This is a genomic window from Ferruginibacter profundus (assembly GCF_054783275.1).
Map to the genome: position 1 here is coordinate 2279599 of NZ_BAAGQW010000001.1, position 23825 is coordinate 2303423.

Annotated in this window: 26 protein-coding genes and 1 tRNA gene (1 of these 27 running past the window's edge); 14 read left to right on the forward strand and 13 right to left on the reverse strand. The window is 38.5% G+C overall.

What is annotated here, in order from left to right:
• Positions 1-1151, reverse strand: the 5' portion of a protein-coding gene (locus ACYVM0_RS09720) for a DUF4476 domain-containing protein (protein WP_460556064.1). It extends 298 nt beyond the left edge of the window; 1151 of the gene's 1449 nt are visible here — the first part of the coding sequence; its start codon is at positions 1149-1151; its stop codon lies beyond the left edge, outside the window.
• 187 nt (positions 1152-1338) lie between these two features.
• Here ACYVM0_RS09720 and ACYVM0_RS09725 point away from each other — a divergent pair, with 187 nt between their 5' ends.
• A complete protein-coding gene (locus ACYVM0_RS09725) occupies positions 1339-3783 on the forward strand; it encodes a M1 family metallopeptidase (RefSeq protein WP_460556067.1) in 2445 nt (814 codons plus the stop codon).
• Between the two features lie 65 nt (positions 3784-3848).
• Here ACYVM0_RS09725 and ACYVM0_RS09730 read toward each other — a convergent pair whose 3' ends face one another.
• The 7 genes from ACYVM0_RS09730 to gap form a co-directional block, all read right to left on the reverse strand.
• The gene (locus ACYVM0_RS09730; protein ID WP_460556070.1) at positions 3849-4853 is read right to left on the reverse strand and encodes a TPM domain-containing protein; all 1005 of its coding nucleotides are present in this window, start codon (positions 4851-4853) and stop codon (positions 3849-3851) included.
• An 11-nt stretch (positions 4854-4864) separates the two neighbouring features.
• A complete protein-coding gene (locus ACYVM0_RS09735; RefSeq protein ID WP_460556073.1) occupies positions 4865-5656 on the reverse strand; it encodes a TPM domain-containing protein in 792 nt (263 codons plus the stop codon).
• An 11-nt stretch (positions 5657-5667) separates the two neighbouring features.
• Positions 5668-6129, reverse strand: a complete 462-nt coding sequence (locus tag ACYVM0_RS09740) for a TPM domain-containing protein (RefSeq protein WP_460556076.1) — start codon at positions 6127-6129, stop codon at positions 5668-5670.
• A gap of 6 nt (positions 6130-6135) precedes the next feature.
• A complete protein-coding gene (locus ACYVM0_RS09745; RefSeq protein ID WP_460556079.1) occupies positions 6136-6735 on the reverse strand; it encodes a LemA family protein in 600 nt (199 codons plus the stop codon).
• Positions 6736-6740: 5 nt separating this feature from the next.
• Positions 6741-7322 (reverse strand): LemA family protein, encoded by a 582-nt coding sequence (locus tag ACYVM0_RS09750; RefSeq protein WP_430989363.1) that lies wholly within the window; start codon positions 7320-7322, stop codon positions 6741-6743.
• A gap of 183 nt (positions 7323-7505) precedes the next feature.
• Positions 7506-8726 carry a phosphoglycerate kinase gene (locus tag ACYVM0_RS09755; RefSeq protein ID WP_460556083.1) on the reverse strand — a complete coding sequence of 407 codons (1221 nt, stop codon included), beginning with the start codon at positions 8724-8726 and terminating at the stop codon, positions 7506-7508.
• Positions 8727-8945: 219 nt separating this feature from the next.
• Positions 8946-9956: a type I glyceraldehyde-3-phosphate dehydrogenase gene (gap, locus tag ACYVM0_RS09760; RefSeq protein ID WP_460556086.1), complete on the reverse strand. Its 1011-nt coding sequence runs from the start codon at positions 9954-9956 to the stop codon at positions 8946-8948.
• A gap of 212 nt (positions 9957-10168) precedes the next feature.
• Here gap and ACYVM0_RS09765 point away from each other — a divergent pair.
• Positions 10169-10240: transfer RNA gene (locus ACYVM0_RS09765), tRNA-Glu, on the forward strand.
• Positions 10241-10385: 145 nt separating this feature from the next.
• On the opposite strand, the gene ACYVM0_RS09770 is transcribed toward ACYVM0_RS09765, so the two are convergent.
• Both ACYVM0_RS09770 and ACYVM0_RS09775 read right to left on the reverse strand, forming a co-directional pair.
• Positions 10386-10556: a hypothetical protein gene (locus ACYVM0_RS09770; protein WP_460556089.1), complete on the reverse strand. Its 171-nt coding sequence runs from the start codon at positions 10554-10556 to the stop codon at positions 10386-10388.
• Between the two features lie 18 nt (positions 10557-10574).
• Positions 10575-11054, reverse strand: a complete 480-nt coding sequence (locus ACYVM0_RS09775; RefSeq protein WP_460556092.1) for a hypothetical protein — start codon at positions 11052-11054, stop codon at positions 10575-10577.
• Positions 11055-11219: 165 nt separating this feature from the next.
• On the opposite strand from ACYVM0_RS09775, the gene ACYVM0_RS09780 reads away from it, so the two are divergent.
• From ACYVM0_RS09780 to ACYVM0_RS09805, 6 genes are all read left to right on the forward strand, one after another.
• Entirely contained in the window at positions 11220-11810 is a 591-nt protein-coding gene (locus tag ACYVM0_RS09780) for a TetR/AcrR family transcriptional regulator (RefSeq protein WP_460556095.1), read from the forward strand.
• A gap of 84 nt (positions 11811-11894) precedes the next feature.
• Positions 11895-12635, forward strand: coding sequence for an SDR family oxidoreductase (locus tag ACYVM0_RS09785; protein ID WP_460556098.1), 741 nt, complete (start codon positions 11895-11897; stop codon positions 12633-12635).
• A 30-nt stretch (positions 12636-12665) separates the two neighbouring features.
• A complete protein-coding gene (locus ACYVM0_RS09790; RefSeq protein ID WP_460556101.1) occupies positions 12666-13142 on the forward strand; it encodes a DinB family protein in 477 nt (158 codons plus the stop codon).
• Positions 13143-13257: 115 nt separating this feature from the next.
• Positions 13258-13914 carry a class I SAM-dependent methyltransferase gene (locus ACYVM0_RS09795; RefSeq protein WP_460556104.1) on the forward strand — a complete coding sequence of 219 codons (657 nt, stop codon included), beginning with the start codon at positions 13258-13260 and terminating at the stop codon, positions 13912-13914.
• A gap of 37 nt (positions 13915-13951) precedes the next feature.
• Positions 13952-14098 carry a hypothetical protein gene (locus ACYVM0_RS09800; protein ID WP_460556107.1) on the forward strand — a complete coding sequence of 49 codons (147 nt, stop codon included), beginning with the start codon at positions 13952-13954 and terminating at the stop codon, positions 14096-14098.
• 156 nt (positions 14099-14254) lie between these two features.
• Positions 14255-14425 carry a hypothetical protein gene (locus ACYVM0_RS09805; RefSeq protein WP_460556110.1) on the forward strand — a complete coding sequence of 57 codons (171 nt, stop codon included), beginning with the start codon at positions 14255-14257 and terminating at the stop codon, positions 14423-14425.
• Positions 14426-14454: 29 nt separating this feature from the next.
• Here the strand turns inward: ACYVM0_RS09805 and ACYVM0_RS09810 are convergent, their stop codons facing one another.
• Positions 14455-15213 (reverse strand): LytR/AlgR family response regulator transcription factor, encoded by a 759-nt coding sequence (locus ACYVM0_RS09810; RefSeq protein WP_460556113.1) that lies wholly within the window; start codon positions 15211-15213, stop codon positions 14455-14457.
• 58 nt (positions 15214-15271) lie between these two features.
• Positions 15272-16471: a sensor histidine kinase gene (locus ACYVM0_RS09815; protein WP_460556117.1), complete on the reverse strand. Its 1200-nt coding sequence runs from the start codon at positions 16469-16471 to the stop codon at positions 15272-15274.
• Between the two features lie 235 nt (positions 16472-16706).
• On the opposite strand from ACYVM0_RS09815, the gene ACYVM0_RS09820 reads away from it, so the two are divergent.
• From ACYVM0_RS09820 to ACYVM0_RS09845, 6 genes are all read left to right on the forward strand, one after another.
• A complete protein-coding gene (locus ACYVM0_RS09820; RefSeq protein WP_460556120.1) occupies positions 16707-17735 on the forward strand; it encodes a Kelch repeat-containing protein in 1029 nt (342 codons plus the stop codon).
• A gap of 136 nt (positions 17736-17871) precedes the next feature.
• Positions 17872-19206: a DUF4270 family protein gene (locus ACYVM0_RS09825; protein WP_460556123.1), complete on the forward strand. Its 1335-nt coding sequence runs from the start codon at positions 17872-17874 to the stop codon at positions 19204-19206.
• Positions 19207-19215: 9 nt separating this feature from the next.
• Positions 19216-20469, forward strand: a complete 1254-nt coding sequence (locus ACYVM0_RS09830) for a hypothetical protein (RefSeq protein WP_460556126.1) — start codon at positions 19216-19218, stop codon at positions 20467-20469.
• A gap of 10 nt (positions 20470-20479) precedes the next feature.
• A complete protein-coding gene (locus ACYVM0_RS09835; RefSeq protein ID WP_460556129.1) occupies positions 20480-20854 on the forward strand; it encodes a hypothetical protein in 375 nt (124 codons plus the stop codon).
• 249 nt (positions 20855-21103) lie between these two features.
• Positions 21104-21520 (forward strand): DUF3830 family protein, encoded by a 417-nt coding sequence (locus ACYVM0_RS09840; protein ID WP_460556132.1) that lies wholly within the window; start codon positions 21104-21106, stop codon positions 21518-21520.
• A 26-nt stretch (positions 21521-21546) separates the two neighbouring features.
• Complete coding sequence (locus ACYVM0_RS09845; RefSeq protein WP_460556135.1) at positions 21547-22497, forward strand: alpha/beta hydrolase; 951 nt, start codon at positions 21547-21549, stop codon at positions 22495-22497.
• Between the two features lie 7 nt (positions 22498-22504).
• Here the strand turns inward: ACYVM0_RS09845 and ACYVM0_RS09850 are convergent, their stop codons facing one another.
• A complete protein-coding gene (locus ACYVM0_RS09850) occupies positions 22505-23644 on the reverse strand; it encodes a DUF3179 domain-containing (seleno)protein (RefSeq protein WP_460556138.1) in 1140 nt (379 codons plus the stop codon).
• Positions 23645-23825: the final 181 nt, after the last annotated feature.

Here is a 23825-nt window from a genome sequence, read left to right on the forward strand (position 1 = left end):
TTGGCTATTACAGGTTTAACAGCTTCTTTGGGCTTCGCCGGAACTACCGGCACTTCGGTAATCTTTTTTTCTTCCGGAACAAGAACAGGTACCTCCTGTTTTACAACGGTATCTTTTTTTGAGTTGGGGTTGGGTAATTCAATATCAATAAATTTGGGTTCGTTGGTTTTAACCTCTTCTTTTTTTATTGTTTCCTTTGGTGTTTCCGCTTTCGGTAATTTTTCTTCTTTAATTTCTTCCTGTTTTGTTTGTTTGGGTGGGTCTTCCTTTTTAATTTCTTCTTGCTTTATAGCTTCCGGCTTAAGTTCTTCCTTTTTAGGAATTTCAATTGCAGGTTGCTCTATTTTTTTTTCGGGCTGTGTAGCTTCCACTACTCCCCTTTTTTCTTCAGGAATAAAAATTCTTATAGTATCCGCCCGGCCGTTTACAATATCTGTATATACCAAATCTGTTCCTTCGGCAGTTTTGATGCTGAACAACCTGGCTATTTTATCCGGCTCCTGTTTTGCTGTTTCTTCTTTCTTTATTGTTTCTGCTACGGGCTTAACTTCCTCTTTAATAGCTGGCTTATCTTCCGGTTTTGTAATAACGGGAGTCTCTTTTACAAGACCAATGTTTTTATTTGATTCCTCTTCTTTTTTTGTTGCCGCTTCTACCGGCGGCTTCACTTCTTCTTTAACTGTTGTTTTCTCTTCTGTTTTTGTAAGGATCGAAGGGTCGTTAACAACATTTGAAAGTGTATTGGAGAAAATATCTGTTTTGATATCATTTGCCGCCGCTTTATCTCCGGGCCTGGTGCCAGACATTACTACATCCAATGTTTGAAGATTAAATAGGCCCCAGCCCTTATCGCCAAAATTTTTTAACAGATACCCGGCATCTTTTTTATTTATGGTACATGTAACATTCTGTTCGGGCCATTCGTTTTTGGGGAAGCCGATGGTGATTGCATAATTACCATCCTGTAACCTGGGAATGATAAGATAGCCTGATGCTGAAGAGCTGAGTATTTTTTTTTCGAGCTTTACATAAAAGGGTTGCTTATTTTCTGTTTGTACATAGATGAAATGATTTTGCTGTGCCAATAAGCTAAGCGAAGAAAGGATTATAGCCGAAAGAAAAGAGAACGCTTTTTTATACACCTTATTCATCTCAATAAAAGAATTATTATTTATTAAAACGGCCCTACAACAGGTTTTAAGATCAATCCCGGGAATTGAAAGTTCATGTTACAAGCCTTATCAAAAATACTTATTAATACAATGCTTTTACCATTTATATAAAAATTGGCTACACTTTGTAAAAACTCCTCTTATTTTTGACCCCTAAACATAACATATGAAGAAAACGCTTTTTATGCTTGCACTTACTGCAAGCCCTTTTTTAATGATGGCACAGGATGAAGATGCTGCCCCGGTCAAAGATACCAGCTGGAAGAAAATCTACAGGGCTACCAGCACCAAGATCAATGACCTGGTACATACCAAACTGGATGTAAAGTTTGATTATGCCAAGGCCTGGATGTATGGTAAAGAATGGCTGACCTTAAAACCACACTTTTATGCCACCGATTCATTAACGCTGGATGCAAAAGGAATGGATATTAAAGAAATTGCCATGATGAAAGGCGCTTCAAAGTTGCCTTTGAAATATACTTATGATGGCTGGCAATTAAGGATACACCTTGATAAGAGTTATAAAGCAGGAGAAAACTACACTATATATATTGATTACACCAGCAAGCCTAACGAAGTAAAGGTTAAAGGCAGTGCGGCAATCAATGATGCCAAAGGTTTATATTTTATCAACCCGACTGGAGAAGATAAAGACAAACCTACGCAGATATGGACACAGGGTGAAACCGAAGCCAATAGTGTATGGATGCCCACGATTGATAAACCCAATCAAAAGACAACCGATGAGATTTACATGACCGTACCTGCCAGGTATGTAACATTAAGCAATGGCTTATTGATAAGCCAGAAGAAAAATGCTGACGGCACCCGTACCGATTACTGGAAAATGGACCTGCCCCACTCTCCCTATTTATTTTTTATGGGTGTAGGCGATTTTGCAGTTATTAAAGACAGTTATAAAGGCAAGGAAGTAAGTTATTATGTAGAAAAAGAACAGGCTCCATATGCAAGAGGTGTGTTTGGTTTAACGCCTGAGATGATGAAATTTTATTCTGATAAGTTGGGTGTAGAATATCCATGGCAGAAATACAACCAGATTGTGGGCAGGGATTATGTAAGTGGTGCAATGGAAAACACCACCGCCACCTTACACCAGGAAAGTGCTTACCAGAATGCAAGGCAGTTAACCGAAGGTAATAGCTGGGAAACTGTTATTTGCCACGAGTTGTTTCACCAGTGGTTTGGTGACCTGGTAACTACAGAAAGCTGGAGCAATATTACAGTGAATGAATCGATGGCCGATTACAGCCAGACCTTATGGATGGAATATAAACACGGTAAGGATGCGGGTGATGAAGAGAATTTCCAGGGATTGGCACAATACCTTTCTGACAGCAATTCTGCTAAAAAGAACCTGGTAAGGTTTTATTACAGCGATAAAGAAGATGTATTTGACCTGGTGAGCTACCAGAAAGGTGGCCGTGTATTGCACATGCTGCGTAATTATGTAGGTGACGATGCTTTTTTTAAATCTTTAAATCTTTATTTGAACACCAATAAATTCAGGAATGGTGAATCGGACCAGATGCGCCTTGCATTTGAAGAGGTTACGGGGCAAGATTTAAGCTGGTACTGGAACCAATGGTATTTTGGCAATGGCCATCCTAAATTAAAGATAGATTATTTATATAATGACGGCAAGGCGTCTGTAATTATTGAGCAGACACAAAACACCGGTAAGATATTTAAATTACCAATTGCGATTGATATTTATACCGGTGCTGAAAAAGTAAGACATAATGTTTGGGTGGAAAACCAAATTGACACTTTTACATTCAGCTATACGCAAAAGCCCGACCTGATAAATGTAGATGGCGATAAAATTTTATTGTGCGAAAAGAAGGATAATAAAACTGCTGCAAATTTTATTCATCAAATGAAGTATGCGCCATTGTATATGGACAGAAGGGAAGCCCTGCAGTATTTTGCTAAAAATAACATGAAAGAACTTACTGAAGGTTTAAAAGACAAGTATGCCCCATTAAGAGAGTACACTATCAATAAAATTGTAGCCGGTAAATTAGCTAAAGATGCAGATGTGGTTAAAGCTATTGAAGCATTAGCAACCATAGAAAAAAATAAAAAAGCAAAAGCTGCAGCTTTGCAATTCCTGGCTGCCACCGGCGATTCTAAATACCTGCAATTATTTAAAACCAATGTTGGGGATTCTTCTTACAGTGTTGCAGGTGCAGCATTAGGCGGACTTGCAGCGTTAGAACCTGCCAATGCTTATGCCCTGGCAAAAAAATACAGTACTGATGCCAAAGGAGACCTTAGTACGGCAGTGACTGATATTATCATGAGTAATGGTACAGAAGCTGATTTTGACCTGGTTGCAGGCAGTTATGATAAATCTCCTTTAAGCCAGGAAAAAGTGGGTGCCAGTGCCACATTTGCTGCTTATCTTGAAAAAGTGCAGAATATCACCAATGTTAAAAAAGGCATTGACATGATAATGAAATTCAGAAACCTGGTACCAGAGCAATTCAGAGGTTTTGTTGATCCTACAATTAAAGAAGGATTAGATAAATTAGGAAAAGCTAAAGGTGCAGAAATTACAGATTATATTAAGGGTTTGTGGAAATAAAGTAATCCTGCTTAATTATACCAATGCCCTCAAAAAGTTGAGGGCATTTTTTTATTTTGAATATTTTACCAGCTACCACTTGCGCCACCCCCATCAGAACTGCCTCCATCAGATGAGCTACTGCTATCAGATGAAGATGAACTGAAACTATCAGAAGAACTGAAGCTATTGCCAGAGCCAGAATCAAAACTATTATTTGAGAAGCCGGAGTTGTGATCGTTGTAAGAACTGTTTTGATAGTTATTTGAATTACGATTATTAAAAATACGGCTAAAGAATAAACCAGAAAAAAACCACATTAATGCCCTGCTATTTGAAGATGTTGATGGGTAAGCTCCAGATGAATTATATACTGTATTACCAGGTTTATTACTGATAAGTACTTTTAATACCATATATAAAACAACAACTACAAAAATGATTATTACAACAGAAGGAAAACCAGTTGACCGGCTACCAGATTCTGCAGAGTTATAAGAATAGCTTTGACTGGTTGAAGGAAAAAGACTATCATCAGATGTTACAGCTGATGAATTTGCCGGTGTATATAATTCAGGTGACAATGTTTGCATTGCACTTTCAATAGCTTCATCAAGCCCCAAATAATATTCTTTGTTTTTAAAATGTGGTATAATCTTATCATCTATAATTTCCTGGCAATCCTTGTTGGTTAAAATATTTTCAATACCTGTTCCTGTAGCGATCCTAATCTTTCTATCATCTTTTACAATAAAGAAAAGAAGCCCATTATTTTTTTCTTTTAAACCAATACCCCAATTATTAAAGTAATGCTTTGCGGCCTCTTCTAATTGATATACTTCGCCGGTGTTTGTATCCTTTAAAGTTTTTTGAGTAATGATTACGATTACATTGGTTGTTGTATCCCTGTACTGCAGTATTTTTTCTGAGAGTAGTGCTTTTTCTTCTTTGGAAAACATGCCTGCAAAATCGTTTACAGGAATAAAGGTTTTGGGCCTTGGCTTGTAAAATGAAGTTGAAGCACCTTTTTGTGTAAAGGCTTGTAAAGAAAACAAATAAAAAAGGGATAGCAGAAAAAATTTCATTGGCATGAATTGAAATATTACCAATCTCCGCCGGCACCACCGCCACCAAAGCCGCCGCCACCAAAACCGCCAAAGCCGCCGCCACTGCTGCCACCGGAACTACCGCCGCCGCCCCAGCCACTGCCACCACCACCGCCCCACCAGATAGTAGGCCCCGTAAAACCCCGGTACCCCCTGCGGCTCATATAGGAACCACCGCCCCCGCCTCTTGAGTTAATGGCGAGGAAGATAATTATGAGAATGATAATGAAAATAGCTTTAACAAGCTTGCCGCCGCTACCCTTGCTATTGTAACCTTTGGGTGCGGTATATTTTCCTTCTGTGGCTTTTATAATAGCTTCGGTGCCGTTATTCAGAGCTCCATAATAATCCTGCCCTTTTAAATAGGGAATCACTTCATTGTTTACGATTTCCGAACAGGTATAATCGGGCAACACATTTTCTAAACCAGTACCTGTTGCTATGAACACTTTCCTGGTGGTATTGTCTTTACTTCTGTATACTAAAAAAACAACCCCGTTGTCAAAGTTAGCATTACCCACACCCCATTTTTTCCCAATTTCCACAGCATAGTCGCCTGCATTCATACCTGCAATGTCATCTGTGGTTACTATTGTTATTTGGGTAGAAGAACGATTATCAAAATCAACTAATTTTTTTTCCAGTGCCTGCTCCTGGTCGGCTGTCAGCAAATGCAGATTATCATTCACCAATCTTTGCGGAGAAGGACGGCCGGGTATATTTTGCCCAAAGGATTGTGCCATCACAAATACCGCCAGGATTAAAAGAATATGTTTAATAAATTTCATTAAGGGGTGTATTATTTGCCGAATACAATTTCGTCGGGCAATTCGTTTTTATCGTCGTTAGGTTCGTAAGGAAATTCATTATGTAAAGTCTGGCCAATCATGGCAATGGTTTCGCAAAGTCCTGCCACATGATTGTCTTTATTAAAATGCTGCAGCATTTCTTTTACAGCCTTTTGCCAATATTCTTTTCCAACTCTTGTATGAATCCCTTCATCACCATAGATCGCCAATTGCCGATCTTTTAAAGCCACATAGATCAATACGCCGTTGTGATCATCCGTTTGTTCCATTTTTAAACCAAAGAAAACTTCAATTGCCCTGTCAACCGGATCAACAAACCTGCAATGACTTTCCACGTACACCCTTACTTCGCCGCTGGTATATTTTTCAGCGGCCCGTATAGCGTTTACCACCAGTTCTTCATCAGCAACTGATAACAATCTTTTCTTTGTAAAAAAAGGAAATAATGCCACGGTATTTTATTTAGTAAATATTATTTCGGGAGCTTTTTCTGTTCCCATATCTGCCTGAAAACCCTCTTTTAATTTAAACCCGAATACACTTGCTGCAATGCTGGATGGAAAAGAGCGGACAGTTTTGTTGTATTCCATCACAGCCTGGTTAAAATCGTTCCTGGAAAATTTTATCCTCCTCTCTGTGCCTTCCAGCTGATCCTGCAATCTTACAAAACTGGCGGTGGTTTTAAGATCGGGGTATTTTTCAATTACAGCAATTACTTTATTTGCAGAAGCTACCAGCTCAGCATTTGCAGCTTCTGTTTTTTTATAGTTCTCGTAACTGGCGTCGCCGGTAACATTTAACTGGGCCGCTTTAGCCCGGGCTTCTACCAGCTTAATCAAAGTTTGATTTTCATAATCAGACGATGCTTTTACCGTGGAGACCAGGTTAGGTACCAGGTCCAGCCTGCGCTGATAATCGCTTTGCACGTTGTTCCAGGTTTTAGTTACCTGTTCCTGCTTTTTTACCAGCGAATTGTAACTGGTAAAAAAGAAAATGGCTAACAGCGCAATAATGATTACTGCTGTCAGCCAAAATTTTTTGCCTGGATTATTTGCCATGTTTATTAAAACTTAACTTCAGGAGCTTTTTCTGTTCCGGCATCTGCTTTAAAACCTTCTTTGGTTTTAAAACCAAATAAACCAGCTAATATATTTCCGGGGAAAGCACGCACTTTTACGTTGTACGTCTGTACCGCATCGTTAAAATTATTCCTGTCGCTTTTTACACCATTTTCAATACCTTCCAACTGTCCCTGCAGCTTAGTAAAGTTTTCTGTAGCTTTTAATTGCGGGTATTGCTCTGCAACAACCAGTAAACGGCTTAATGAACCTTTCAGTTGTTCCTGTGCCTGCTGGAATTTAGCCATATTTTCCGGTGTAAGATCATCGGCTTTTAAATTGATAGAAGTTGCTTTTGAGCGGGCTTCAATAACATCAGTTAACGTTTTTTGCTCAAAATTAGCCACGCCTTTTACGGTGTTCACCAATTGGCCTACCAGGTCAGATCTTTGCTGGTAAGCAGATTGTACTTTATTCCATGCATTCTTTACATTTTCATCCTGGCCAACCAACCCTCTTTGGGTGGAGATGCCCCATATTACTAATACAGCAACAATGGCGAGAATTATTAAACCTGAACGTTTCATGTGTTTATGTTTTAAAAAGTTAAGTTGTTAAAAGTAATAATTATTTTATACAACAAAGATTAATTCTTGATCAACGGAAAGGTAACCGTTAATAGTTGTTAATCTTTCCAATTTCGTCATTCGTTTATTGTAAGAAGACGATTGAGAAGCGCTGATATTTTACAACAACCTGTTTTTTAGTAATTACTCTTTAATTGCAGCAATGCCCGGTAATACTTTTCCCTCAAAATATTCCAGCATGGCGCCGCCGCCGGTGCTTACATAACTTACCTTATCTGCCAAATGAAATTGATTTACTGCAGCAACACTATCGCCACCACCTACAAGGCTAAACGCACCTGCAGCTGTGGCATCTGCAACCGCCAGCGCTACAGATTTAGTACCATTCTGAAATTTTTCCATTTCAAAAACCCCCATGGGGCCGTTCCACAAAATGGTTTTGGAATTCCTGATCACTTCGCTGAAGATACCTACTGCTTTCGGACCAATGTCCAATCCCATCCAGCCATCAGGAATAGCATCGCTGGGGCGAACATCTGTATTAGCATCAGCCGCAAATTTATCTGCAATAACAGAATCTTCGGGTAAATGAATGCTTACGTTTTTTTCTTTTGCTTTTGCTAAAATATCCAGCGCTGTTTGCAAGCGATCATCTTCGCAAAGTGAACCGCCGATCTTGCCGCCTCTTGCTTTTAAGAAAGTATATGCCATACCGCCGCCGATGATGATATCCGTTGCCCTTTGCAATAAATTTTCTATGATCAGTATTTTATCTGAAACCTTTGCTCCACCTATGATTGCAGTAAATGGTTTTTCTGCCTGGTGCAATACTTTTTCTGCACTCAGTACTTCGCCTTCCATCAGTAAGCCAAACATTTTTTTATCTGCCGGAAAGAATTTTGCAATTACTGCAGTGCTGGCATGTGCCCTGTGTGCTGTACCGAATGCGTCGTTTACATATACATCGCCCAGTTTACTTAGTTTTTCTGCAAAAGCTTCGTCGCCTTTTTCTTCTTCTTTATAAAAGCGCAAATTTTCCAATAATAATACTTCGCCATTACGCAGCATATTTGCAGTAATGTAGGCCTGTTCTCCAATACAATCATCTGCAAAGAAAACGTTGGTCGTTTTATCTTCCGGCGTTCCTGCAGGGTTTAATAAAGCGTATAAGTGCTTTACCAGGTGCTTAAGAGAGTATTTATCTTCCGGACCTCCTTTCGGACGACCGAAGTGGCTCATTAAAATTACTTTACCGCCATCGGCCAGTATTTTTTTTATGGTAGGGATGGTAGCCGTCATCCTGTTATCGTCGGTAATGTTGAAGTTTTCATCGAGAGGTACGTTGAAATCAACACGTACCAGGGCTTTTTGGCCGGAGAAGTTGTGGTTGGAAAATGTACTCATACCCCTGTCCCCTAAAGGGGAACTTAGTTTTAAAGATTATAAAATATACAAAGCTTCTTAATTACTTAAGAAGCTTTGCTTTGAATGCGTTGAACAAAGAACTAATGTACAAGCGTCCCGCTAATTCGGGATATACCATGCTGCGCCAATGAAGCCAAATAAAGTTTTTGAAACCAGTTCAAAAAAAAATCAGCCACGGATTACACAGATTTACACCGATTATTTAATTAAACCAGCGAAATGATGTACCGTACGTACCAATTGAGATACATAGCTCATTTCATTATCGTACCAGCTAACTGTTTTTACCAATTGTTTGTCGCCGGTTTTAATAACACGGGTTTGGGTAGCATCGAATAAGCTACCGTAAGTGATGCCTATAACATCGCTGCTTACAATTTCATCTTCGTTGTAACCAAAACTTTCGTTAGCGGCTGCTTTCATTGCTGCATTTACTTCTTCAGCAGTAACATCTTTACCTAAAACACTATATAATTCAGTTACGCTACCAGTGATAACAGGCACCCTTTGGGCACCACCATCTAATTTACCTTTTAAGTTAGGCAAAACCAGGCCGATTGCTTTTGCAGCGCCGGTGCTGTTAGGCACGATATTCTGAGCGGCGGCTCTTGCCCTGCGCAAATCGCCTTTTGGATGAGGTGCATCCAGTGTATTCTGATCGTTGGTATACGCATGGATAGTGCTCATTAAACCAGTGATGATGCCATATTTTTCGTCTAATACTTTTGCCATTGGCGCCAAACAGTTGGTAGTGCAGCTGGCGCAGCTGATGATGGTTTCGGTACCATCGAGGATAGCGTGGTTTACATTAAATACCACTGTTTTTAAATCGCCGGTTGCCGGTGCAGAGATCACCACACGTTTTGCACCTGCGGTTAAATGCGCTTCTGCTTTTGCCTTATCGGTAAAGAAACCGGTACTTTCTATCACTACGTCTACATTATGTGCACCCCATGGAATCTGTGCAGGATCTTTTTGTGCATATATCTTTACTTCGTGGCCATCTACTACAATTGAATTTTCGGTATGTGTAACGGTTTGACCAAAACGGCCCTGTGCACTATCGTACTTTAATAAATGAGCCAGTACTGCGGGACTGGTTAAATCATTGATCGCCACTACATCAATACCCTGCATGTTATAAATCTGACGGAACACCAAACGTCCGATACGTCCAAAACCATTAATTGCAACTTTAACTGTACTCATAACTGTGATTTAAATGATTAACTTTTAATTTGAGACCGCAAAATTACAGTATGTAAAAGACATATTACCCAATTATTTTGATGATATTGGTCTTGTGGACAACTGATATTTTGTTCACCGCAAAGGTTTTAAAAATATTTCTTGCTCATTTTCTTAAAATATTTGGCTGAAAAACTGCCACACGTTATCTTTGCCGTCCTTTAATAAAAGACGCCGCGTTGGTCAAGGGGTTAAGACGCCTCCCTTTCACGGAGGAATCACGGGTTCGAATCCCGTACGTGGTACGAAAAGCTACAAGCCGCAAGGGGGATAGCTTCAAGAAAAAGCCTTTCAGATCTGAAAGGCTTTTTTGTTTTGGGGGTTCAGCCGGAGGTTTTAATAAAAAACCCTGCAAAATACAGGGCGGAAACTAATTTTACCTGAACGGATTTATTTAGATAATAACCTTTTAGATTGCTTTGCAATTTTATCTGCTTTGTATTTTTCAATAAAAACAGCTGTTTCCCGTTCTTCCTTCTTAGTCATAAACTTACCACTCATGCATGCACCTCCGATGGTAGTTTCATCCAGAGCTATCTCTTTTTTTTCAACCTTTTTCATTTTGTAAATTTAAGAATTTCAAAAGTATAAATCGACTAATTTTTTAGCATTTTCCGTATCAATAAACATGCGTAGCCCGTTTAAATGTTGAGCTCCAAAGCGCCTGTAATAAGGCATCAGTCTATTTTTTGCTTCAAAAGTAATGAAGCCATCTGTGCCCATATCAAAGGATATCTTACAACACAGGGCAATAATGGATCTGCCGATACCATCATGTAAGCATATTGGAGTCTTATTTATTTTATTTGTTTCCATGTTAGCACAATCTAAAACACCCTTACTCTGCTTTACAGCCACCAAACCAAGTATCATATCGTCATCCCTTTCTTTGCAAATTTTGTATATAACTCCCTCCTTTGCTAATTTTTCAAAGTCAAACTCAAAGTACTCTTTATGTTGCCTGATTTCTTTAACAGACGCTACGCTGGCAATTGCATTATATTTTTTCCCTGTAGGGTTAAAACGGATGGCATTTTTGAGGGTATAGCTACGCTTCATTACATATAAGTCTGGTTTGGGTAATTATGAGTTGCCTGGGTATAAGTAATTTTTATTGCACTGCCTGGTATTTTACTGTTCTTCAGATGCCGGCAAAAAAATGCCAAATAAATTTTGCAAATTAGACCGTTTGGTCTAATTTTACACACAGAAAGCAAAACAGCTATGACCAAGGCAGAAAGAACCAAACAATTTATCATTGAACAGGCCGCTCCTCTTTTTAATGAGAAGGGAATTGCGGGTACGTCTATTGATGATGTGTTGAAGGCTACCCAACTGGCCAAAGGTTGTTTGTACAGTCATTTTGAAAATAAGGAGGCACTTTCGCATGCCGCAGTGGATTACCTGATGCAGAAAGTATGCGGCAAAACAAGTGCACTTGTTACTGCGGCTGACACCGCAAAAGATAAATTGTTTGCAGTGATAGACACTTACAAAACACCTTTGTCGCCAACGATAAGTGGTGGATGCCCTGTACTGAACTTTGGTGTGGAGTCGGACGATGGTTGCCCGGTGATAAAAGATAAAATAAAAACAGCTATACAAAATTCAATCCGTTTAATTACAGGTATCATTAAAAATGGCATTGCCAACAAAGAATTTTCAAAAGATTTTAACGCTGATGAGTTTGCCTTAAAGATGTTCACTTTACTGGAAGGCGGCATATTGATCTGCCGTGTAGCTAACAGTAATGCACAAATGAAAACACTGATCGGCGCTTTAAAAAATGAAATTGAATCATACTCAATAAAGTAATTTTTTTTGCTTAAAAATAGACCAAATGGTCTATTTTATACAATAAGAAATATCCATTTTAAATCAAACACAAAAACAAATAAAATGAACAACAATCAAAAAAAAGTAGCCCTTATCACAGGTGCTAACCGTGGCCTTGGTTTTGAAACCGCCAAACAATTAGGAGAACAAGGTATTGCCGTAGTGTTAGCTGCACGCCAGTTAAGCTCAGCTAAAGTTGCTGCCGATAAATTAATTGCTACCGGCATTGATGCATATGCCCTGCAATTAGATGTAACCAAGGCTGCAGAAAGAACTGCAGCTGCAACTTATCTTGCTGAAAAATTTGGCAAGCTGGATATCCTCATTAATAATGCCGGCGTAGCTCCAAAGACTGCATTTGAACCCAGGAATTTAGATACTTCAGCTGAAGAATTTGAATACATTTTCAACACCAACCTTTTCAGTATTGTGTATTTAACCAAAGAACTGATCCCATTATTAAAGAAAAGTGATGCAGGCCGTATTGTAAACCTTTCCAGCATTTTAGGTTCGCTTGGTGTTCATTCGCAGGAAGACAGCCCGATTGCAGGTTTCCGTATTTTATCCTACAATGCTTCTAAAGCTTCGTTGAATATGTTTACAGTACAATTGGCAGAAGAATTAAAAGGCACAAATATTAAAGTAAACTCTGCACATCCGGGTTGGGTAAAAACTGATATGGGGGGAGACGAAGCACCAATGGCAATTGTTGATGGTGCAAAAACAAGTGTACAATTAGCCTTAGTTGGCGAGGATGGTCCCAGTGGAAAGTTCATGCACCTGGGTGAAGAATTACCCTGGTAAGATTTATTTATTTTTTTAAAACAATTACTAATGACAGAACAGATCATTCAACAAATCATAAATGCCTGGCAGGCACAAAATAAAACTGTGACCGATTTCTTTAATAAATACAGCGATGATGTTTATTTGAAAGAAGTGGCCCCGGGGCGTAACAGGCCCACCTATTTACTCGGCCATTTAATTGCCAGCAATGATGGTATGTTGCCTTTGTTTGGGTTGGGTAAAAGATTATTTCCCCAATACGAAGCAATGTTTATCAAAAATCCGGATAAAGCAGTTGCCGATATTCCTTCTATTGCAATTTTAAAAAATGATTGGGAAAAATTGAACAACACATTGAGCGATCATTTCAGCAAGATGACTACAGCTGACTGGCTATCGAAGCATACAGCTGTTTCGGATGAGGATTTTGCTAAAGAACCACTACGTAATAAATTGAATGTATTGATCGGCAGAACGAATCACCAGAGTTATCACAGAGGGCAGGTCAATTTATTGAACGCCTAAAATTGTCCAGGTATACTAATAATGTACTGATGGCTCCCGCTGTCAGTACATTATTATTTTAACCAGCTGTGATTTGGTGTTAACTTTATTGAAGTGGAATAAATGAAGTTACTATATGAATACCGACCTGATCAGCTATTATAAAGAAAGAGCAAAAGAATACGAAAATATTTATCTAAAGCCGGAAAGGCAAAACGACCTGCAATTAGCGACAACAATTCTGCAGCAAATTTTTACTCATAAAAATATTGTGGAGATCTGTTGCGGTACCGGCTACTGGACAGAAAAAATTGCAACCACAGCCACTTCTATTTTTGCTACCGATATTAACGATACCGTTATTGATATTGCAAAACACAAAAGTTATGTGTACAACAATGTAATATTTGGCATTGCTGATTTTTACAGCTTCGAGCCACCAAGACAATACGAGGGTTTATTCGGTGGATTTATCTGGAGCCATATTCAACTGCAAGACCTGCATAAATTTATCGCCAAAGCCAGCCGATGCGTAGCACCGGGCAGCACCATTGTTTTTATGGATAATAAATTTGTAGCGGGAAGTAGCCTGCCCGTGACTGAAACTGATGCAGAAGGCAATACTTTTCAAACAAGGTCGTTGGCAGACGGTAGCACACACTTAGTGCGTAAAAATTTTCCTGCAAAAGATTTTGTGCTGCATAAAATAAAAGAGTTTGCCAGTACCGTGGAATTTACCGAACTTGACTATTACTGGATAGTCAGTTACAAAACTCAGGGTAAAGTTTTGTAATTGCGTTTTGGTATTGATCAACTTTAAACCTTATGGTATGAAATATTTATTTGCCTGCGTATCACTAGCACTTACCAGTATCTCCTGCAACAATTCCACTGAAACACCTTCATCCAAAGCCTTGGCAAAGGATACTACCAAAGCTGTTGAAAATAAAATAATGATTCCTGCGTCCACATGTTAATCCTCAACAGGCAGAGATACCGTTAAGCTGAAAGTAGAAGTTTTTGAACATATTGGTACCGGACAGCTCTCTTATAAACTTTTTGAAAAAGACAGCAATACCGGCGAATTTGAGGGACAGTTTAAAGGTGACACACTGGTAGCTGATTATAAATTTATGTCGGAAGGGAAAACCTCAACCCGCCAGGTTATATTTTTAATTAAGGATAGTATTGCCACAGAAGGCTATGGTGCAATGGAAGAAAAGAATGGTGCCATGGTATTTAAAAATACCGGTGCAGTAGTTTTTGAAAAAGGGATCAGGCTGAAAAAAATTGCCTGCAATTGAAGTAAAATGTTACTTCGTATATAGTAATATCAGCCTTTCAACCAATTTAAAAAAGGCGTGATCTTTACCTTGTTGATCACCACTTCCTCATGTGTTTCCACAGCAAGGTTCACAAATAATTTTCTCAGCCCATAGTGCAGTACTTCTTTTACACTTACTTTATTAATTAAAAACTGCCGGTTAGCACGGAAAAAGCAGTTACCACAAATTTCTTCTAATTCATCCAATGTCTGGCTGATGGCGAACTGCTGATTTTGTAAAGTTACCAGCGAAGTAGCTTTATTTTCTATGGTAAAAAAAGCTACATCAGCGATTTTTACGGGTATTATTTTATTCTTGAAATTTACCAATAAGGTTTGCGGCTTTACAGTTTGCCCGGTAATAGCAGCCAGCAAATGATCGTAGTTGACCTGCTGTTGCCGGCCGAATGTTTTTTTAAGCGACTGGTATTTATCTAAAGCCTGCTTAATAGTATTTTTAGAATAAGGCTTTAGCACATAAGCGATACCATTATTTTCAAAAGCCTGTAACGCATGCTGGTTAAAAGCGGTGCAATAAATAACCGGCGTAGTAGTTTGCAATTCTTTAAAGATTTCGAAACTATAGCCATCTCCTAATTGTATATCGCTGAAAATTAATTGCGGCGAGTCGTGGTTTTTAAAATAGCTTACCGCTTCCTTTACCGAGCTGATGGTTTGGCTGATGTTGATATCGCCATCTAATGAAAGCAGGATATCTGATAAATCCTCGGAGACTAATTTTTCATCTTCAATTAAAACAACATTCATGGGAGTTAGTTTATTTGTTAATCGGTTAGCTGGTTTATTAGTTATCCGGGTATCAGCGTTAATTATTTTTAATGATTACTTCTCTGTTGTTTTGGTTGGGTGGTAATATTTTTATTTTTACTGAAAATTCTTTCCCATCGTTAACAATTGTTATGCTTTCGTTACTTAATAACCTGTACCGTTCTTCCAGGTTTTTGAGGCCTACTTTTGTGGTTACCTCCATCATGCGCTTGGGTTGAATTTTATTTTTAACAGTAATTGCATTTGTCATAACATCGTACTCAATAAAAATAGTAAGCGGCGACTCATTAGTAAAGGAGTTATGCTTGATAGCATTTTCGGCCAGCAGTTGCAAAGAGTACACCGGTAATTTACCTTTAACTTCAAACAATTGAGGATTAACAATAGAAAAATGCAGCATTTCTCCAAAACGTACTTTCTGCATCTGTAAATAACTCAGGCAAAGTTTTAATTCGTCTTCCACATCCACCGTATCATGCAAAGCAGAGGTAGTGGAAAAACGTAACATCTCCGATAATTTCAATAAATAGTCTTCTGCCTTATCTGCATCTTTTTTCAGCAACAGCCGTAACGTATTTAAAGAGTTAAATAAGAAATGCGGATGCAATTGCATTTTAAGCTGGTTGTTCTTTGCCTCCAGGTTAAACTGTTTTAACCGGGCATTTTCGCTTTCAATTTTTTGTTTTCTGAAATACAGAAAGACCAATTCACATAATGTAAGAATGATGAGATTGATGGTTAAGGAACGTACTATTTGCGGGAAGAAAAAAAAATGATTGGATTGCTGCCTAAACACAGGCCGTTCGATAGGAATAAAATTAGAATCCCCCGGGGAGAACTTAAATGCCTTTGCCTTTTCCCCTATACCAAAACTTATTATCTTGTCACCGCCGGCATCCTTTGCTTCTATTCTAAAGGGCGGAGGATTATTAAGCCTGAAATAATGAAATATAGTGGTTGATAAGGCAATACCCACTACTATGCTTATTGCAGCACGGGGGAATATTCTTTTAAGCAGAGCTATTTTTTCAGCCAGTAGTAAGAGGCCTATATTAAGTATCCAAAACAATAAAGTAATAATGGCTACAAAGTAAATTCCCGGCAAAAAATTACTCAGCTCCCTGATATTAAATGTAAGGAACGGAGTGCCACCTAATAACCCGAATAATGGAATAGTGACCAGTATCAATATAATGAGCCTGTTGAGTATCTTCTTTTCTTTTACTAATTCTATCATAGCAGTTATTAAACAAGCGGCAAATTTGTGTCAGCATTATTGTTAAAAAAAATTTACAACGTTGTTTTAACGTTTTGTATTGTTAAAGTATTTTAAGTAAAAAAAGAGCATTTCTGCCGGCGTAATTTCAACGGTAGATTTGTCCATTTCACCGGTAGTTTTGCCATCCTTGATCCCTTTAACATTTTCTTTAACAGGTTTTAGAAAAATATTTGCATTGAAAAAAAACATGTGTATGCAAAAAAACAAAACCTATTTTCAATTTAGTTTTATTTTATTAGCGCTGGTGGCTGTTATGAGCTCCTGTAGTAAATCAAGCAGCAGCGATACCACTACTATTGTGGGCAACTGGGCAAGAGGATCGGAGTTTGAAGGGGTAGGCAGAACAGAAGCCGTAACTTTTACTATTGGCGACAGTGTATATATTGGCGGCGGTTATGATGGCACCAACAGGCTGAATGATTTTTGGGTATACAATCAAACCACAGCTACCTGGCTGAGAAGAGCTGACTTTCCGGGAGTGGCAAGAAACAGTGCGGTAGCTTTTGCAGCAAGTGGCAAAGGTTATGTGGGCACCGGGTTTGACGGCATTAATAAATTAAATGATTTCTGGGAATTCAATCCTGCAACCAACTCCTGGAAACAAGTGGCCAGCTTTGGCGGCACAGCAAGATATGGCGCAGTTGCATTTTCTATCAATGATAACGGCTACGTATGTACGGGATATGATGGTAATTATCTTAAAGACCTCTGGCAATATGCCCCCGCAACGAATACCTGGACACAGCTTGCCAGTTTAACAGGCGATAAAAGAATGGATGCGGTAGCATTTGTTTACAACAGCAAAGCTTATGTGGTAACCGGCATTAATAACGGCAGCTATCTTAATGACTTCTGGGTATATGACCCCGGTACTAATGCCTGGACAGAGAAGAGAAAGATCACGAGTGTAAGTGATGATACGTATGATGACCTTTATGCTACTTACATTACAAGAAGTAATGCCACTGCTTTTATAATGGACAATAAAGCCTACCTCACTACGGGTAACAGGAGCGGCATTATAGGTACCACCTGGGAATATGATATTGCCAATGATACCTGGGCAGAGAAGACAACTTTTGAAGGTACTGCAAGAGAAGGCGCCCTTTCCTTTACCGTAAAAAACCAGGGCTATATAACAACGGGTAATAACAGCTCTACCCGTTTTGATGACCTGTGGAAGTTCTTTCCTAACGATGAAGTAAATACAAATGATAATTAAATTTTAAAACGGCATTATTTTAATACATCGAAGAATTGAGCATGAGGTTTTGTTTATGGGGTATTGATGAAATACCATTCAGAAGATACCCCATTTTTACATCCTTTCTTTAACTAATAAATTCAAAATACGGAACATGACAATTCACAAACATCTCCCTAGTTTTTTTTGCTTGTTTGTGCTGACGATTATATTGGCCTCCTGCGACAAAGTTGATATTACCTTTGGTGCAACACCTTCCACATCAGACCCCAACATCACTTATTTTGATAATTACAAAACAGATATTGCCACCTACAAACCCGATTCATTTATTACCTCCGGTCACCAGGTATTAAGCATAGGTTATCATTACGATTCTGTTTTTGGTGTAGTTAAAGCAGGCTCGTATTCGCAAATTAATTTACCGGCCACTAACCCATTATTGAATGTAACAGAAACAATCCTGTTTGATTCGCTTCAATTGCTGATAAAGCCTTCCGGCGAATTTTATGGAGATAGTACAAAGCCTGTAAAAATCAATGTTTTCCGGTTAACACAAAATATCAAAACAGACGATAACTCTGATACCTATTACAATACCACTACTTTTAATTATAACCCTGTAATGATAGGGCAACAGATAATAAACCTGAACAGCAAATCAGGTACTGCAGTGAGCGTAAAACTTTCTGATGTATTAGGACAGGAGTTACTTTCAAAATTCAAAAGCAATGACCTTGATATTACCACGCAGGAAAATTTCATTAATTACTTTAAAGGTATTTATATCACTACAGATTCTGTAGTGACCAATTCGCTGGCATATTTTACAGCTGATACAGACTCTGTGATGCTAAAGCTGAACTACCATCAAAACGGCACATCGCCGCAGGCAAAAACGCTGGACTTCCGTTACGAAATTGCAAAGCAGTTCAACAATATAGGATTCAGATTTACGAATAGCAATTTCTCTTCTTTTCTGAATAAGAAAACCCAGGTAATTGCAAGTACGGCATCGGGCAATAAATCTTTTTTAAACAGTAACCTGGGAGCCTGCATAAAAGTTTCATTTCCAGGTTTGTTAAGTCTGAAAGAATTACACCCCTATATAAAAGTGGTAAAAGCAATATTAGTGATAAAACCGGATGCTACATCATCAGGCTATCCATACCAATTGCCCAAAACATTAAATATGTACGGTACCGACCAGGGGAATGAGTTATTATCTGCATTGTATGATGATGGTGTTAATCCTGCATTACAAACCGGTAATCTTGTGGTAGATAATTTGTACAATGAAAATACCTATTACAGTTTTGATATCACCAAATTCATTGACACAAAGATCAGCGAAGGACAGGCTTCAACTTCCGCATTATTACTGTATCCATCACTAGGCTACCAGGACGGGGGTTTGCAAAGGTTAATAGTAAATGATCAAAATAATAACCGGCCTATACAGTTAAAATTGTATGTGCTGGGTTTATAAACTACCACTATGCTTCAAAAATATTTTATCCTGTGCTGTTTTATGTTACTGACAGCTGTAACCGCAGGTGCACAAAATGTTTCTTCACCTTATTCTATATTAGGTATTGGTGATATTGAAACCAATGATTACGGCAGGTACAGTGCTTCGGGCAGTGCAGCCATTTCGAGAAGAGAGGCTGGTTTCTATAATTTTTCTAATCCTGCTTCACTTACTGTAATGCCATATAAAGCCATCAATTTAGATTTCTCCTTCAGGGGAAGAGTTAGCAAATTTAAATTACCGGGGGCAGATACTTTAACATTGCCATCAAAGGATTTTATTATAAAGCGGGCTACCATTGCTTTTAAAGTAACGCCTACTGTTGCATTTGCATTTGGTTTAAAACCCTACAGCAGCGCCAATTACAAGTATGTTACCACTACTGCCCTTAATGATGGCAATACCGACCTTATCAAATCTGCTGATGGCAGCGGCGGCATTTATCAATCATATTTTTCTATTGCTAAAGAATATAAAAAGCATTTTTCCGTCGGGGCAACAGCATCGTGGCTATTTGGGGCCATGCAAAACACCACAGAATATTACAATACTGTAATTGGCCTTGACGTAATAAAAAATGAAAACAAATTTTATAATGCTGCCGGCTTGCAGGGCGGGCTACAGTATTATACCAAAGCAGGAAAAAAATGGCAACATACTGTTGGTGTAACAGCATCGGCCTTTACAAAATTGAAAGGGCAGAATACTACAGATTATACAGAAAACAGCACCACAATCAAAACTTCAGATCCTGTAAATATTGAATTCAAACTTCCTGTTTCATTTGGTGCCGGATATAGTATTGCCAACAACAGTGGTTTATCATTGCATTTGCAGGGTAGTTATAATAAATGGCCTGCACAGAAATTATATTATCAAAACAGTTATACCAAAGATGCATACGGACTTAGTGCAGGCATGGAATACAGCAAGAGAGTAAGTACACCTGATTATGTAATAGAAAAGTATTACCTCGGCTGGGGTGTAAAAATGGAGCAATCTTATTTAGTGATCAACAACCAGCATATCAATGATTATGGGGTATCATTTGGCGGAGGGAAAAATCTTTCCCGCCTACTATCTGCCAGCGCAGGTATAGAAATAGGCAAAAGGGGTTCATCATATTTAAACCAGATAAAGGAAAATTATGTACAGTTTCATGTGGGGCTTACTTTAAAAGATATCTGGTATGGCACCAAAAGATTCGGCCGCTACAATTAAAATTCCATCAATGAAAAAAGTCTTCCTGTTATTTATCTCTATAGTTTGTATAACTACAATTAAGGCACAAAAACTAACCGGTTTATGGTATTCTTCGGATAGCAGCCGGGTGTATGAAATAAAAGAAGCCGACGATAATCAATTTATTGCTGCTATCAAATCTTCTGAGAGAAAAACAGATAGTATTGGCTATATCGTTTTGAAAAACCTGTGCTATAACTCCCGTAAAAAAAGATACGAAGGTGTTATTTATGCAGTTAACGATGGCAAGCCTGCATTTGTAAGAATAAAATTCGACAAACATAACAGCAACAAGATCGTGTTAAAGCTCAACCGCATGTTTGTGATGGATGTGGCGATTAACTGGGTGAGGGTTAATGTATAAGTACTTTGAGTCTCTGTTTAATATAAACATCAAAGCCATAATTTTTGCTGATTAATTATTAAAACAAATAAGAATAATAGATCTTACTCCCACATTACTACACTGCGTTGTGCCTGCAGAAATCTGCATTTCAGAAATAGTTTATCCTTACCTATTCAATTCAAAACTCAATAAAAAATTCATAAATTGTGTTGAAAGAATTTTTCTTAGCTATAATTTTATTGTAACAAAGAAAGAAAAACAGTAAAGATGAAGGGATTTTTCATTAGCACAAAAAACAATGTAGTGATCCGGTTTAGTTATTATACTGATATGGCACCCGTAACAGTAATGGCATTTGATCAACAACTCCCTTTCAGCAGGGTATTTATTCATGCCCGGGTTTCGGGACAGGAATTCTGGACAGACAATGCACCGGCATTAAACATCATCCAGGAGAATGCTTCCGTTTTCACGCTACCCGGCGAAGTGGTGATTGGCCCATTACAACCAGCAAGAACAAAAACTTCGGGGTGTATGGGCATTTATTATGGCGAGGGAAAAGGACTGGATTGCTGTAATATTTTTGCCAGGGTTTTTGATGAAGACATGTTACTCTTGCAGGCTTTAGGAGCAAGTATATGGAAACAGGGGGAACATGAATTGTATTTTAAAAAGATGGATTGACAAAATTTCAGCAACAAGGAACTTTTATGAAAATTAAAAAATTAAAAAAGAGATTACTCTGGTCAGTAGTAATTGTTTTTATTTTGATGAATGTTGTGGCTGCCTTCCACGCTTATAAGTTTACCCATTTTATATCTGCAGGTGCAGCTAAGACCAAAAGCCCTGACAAACTATCTTTCCAGGATAAAGTTCAGGCTTTATTTTTTGGTGTAAATAATCCAAGGCCCGAAAATGTTGCAATTCCATCACAAAAATTTGAAAACATACAATTACAAAGTAATAAAAGAATTGCTTGCTGGAGCATAAAAACAGATAGCTCCAAAGGCACTATTATTTTGTTTCATGGTTATAGTGGCGAAAAGTCTACACTGCTGGATAAGTCGGATGAATTTATTAAACAAGGTTACAGCACTTTTTTGGTAGATTTTATGGGCAGCGGTGGTTCAGAAGGTAATCAAACCACCATCGGTTTTAAAGAAGCTGCAGAAGTAAAAACTGCATTTGATTATTTAGTGCAGCAGGGCGAAACAAAAATATATTTATTTGGTACTTCACTAGGTGCAGTAGCAATAATGAAAGCCATTAATGATTACCAGATAAATCCATCGGGCATAATCATTGAATGCCCTTTTGGTTCGATGTACAAAACCACCTGTGCAAGATTCAACAATATGAAAGTACCTTCATTTCCCATGGCGGCACTGCTTGTATTCTGGGGAGGTGTTGAAAATGATTTCCGGGCATTCGGCCACCGGCCAACTGAGTATGCCAAAACAATACATTGCCCTACCCTGCTGCTTTACGGTGAACAAGACAAGAATGTAAGCCGTGAAGAAATTGATGAAATTTACGTCAATTTAAAATGTTCAAAAGCATTAAAGACCTATCCGCTTGCCGGGCATGAAAATTATTTAACCCACTATAAAGAACAATGGATTGCTGATGTCCAATCTTTTTTAACGGCAACTGAGAAATAGCTATTTTTTAATACTGCAATGTGCCTTTATTAAACGTTCGCCAGCTATGCCAGAATTCCTGGTAAGCAGGTAATGGCTTTAAATCTGCATTAGCACCGAAAGCTTTTCCGTTGATACGGTATCGGAAATTATTGAGCACTAAAGTATCATTAAGCAAAGTAAAACTGTTTACTGCGTCTGGATTTTCAAAAGCAAAAAAGCTTCTATCGTCATCCGACAATACTACCACTATATTTCTCCCGTCGATTTTATCATTGATAATCCTTGCTGCTTTTAGCTTGTTCCAGTCATAGGCTTTTTTTACTGCGCCGGCTTTTATGCCTACCACCCAGGATTTATCTTTCCAGCTCAGGCTATCGGTACCTGTTAGTCTGCTTTTACTTTTACCAGATTCATAGTTTAAAGTAGTATCGTAATCATCTATAAAAGCAGGGTCGGGTTGCATGATCAGTGAGTTAGGATTGAGCTGTAACCATTGCGACAGCGAAGTTTGTGTGCTGAATAGTTCGGGCAACATTTGCCCTTTTAATTTACCTGTAATGGCTTCGCCTGTAACCTGCCGCCACCAGCTTTTTGTAGTAGCGTCCTCAAACATTGCATTAAAATGATCCATACCTACTAAACGGAATTGCTCCGGCTTTCCATTTACCAAAGGTTCGTACACCCGGCCGGTGCGGCATACCGTGCAATAAGTTACTATTACAGGTTTGCCCCCAATGGTATCCTGTACCTGGTGGTGATAACCTACAAATCTTACCGGATAAGCTTTGGCTTCCCCGTTATTTACAATACCGATTACCAGGCGGTTGGTATCTACAATATTATCTGCAGCGTTTACCATCAACACATCTTTAGGTTGGTAAAACATATGATCTGCAGCCATTACAAAATTGGCCATATAAATTACAGCGGCAACAATCAGTATTGGTATCGCCACTGTCCATTTTCGTTTCCAGTGTGTTTTAAATAAACCAATCAAAAGCAACAACACAAAAAAGTTTCTGAAAACCCAACGCCATTGGTATAAAAAATAGGCCACATCAATGCTGTTCATTTTCTGGCTGCCCGGCATCGGCATAATAAAATACACATTGGCAACTTCAAAAAGCAGCAGGCCGATTAAACCGAAGTAGAATAATTTTTTCATAACAATTTGTGGTATCGATAAACCTGCCCTGCTTCAACAAGCAGGGCTAATGTTTATGCGATTCTTTGTTTCCAAAATAAAAACTGATCGTAAAACCTGCGCTATTTAGAAAAACAGCACTAACGATTACACGATTTTTGTTACCAAACGATTTTATTCCATATTTTAAAAAGAACGATTC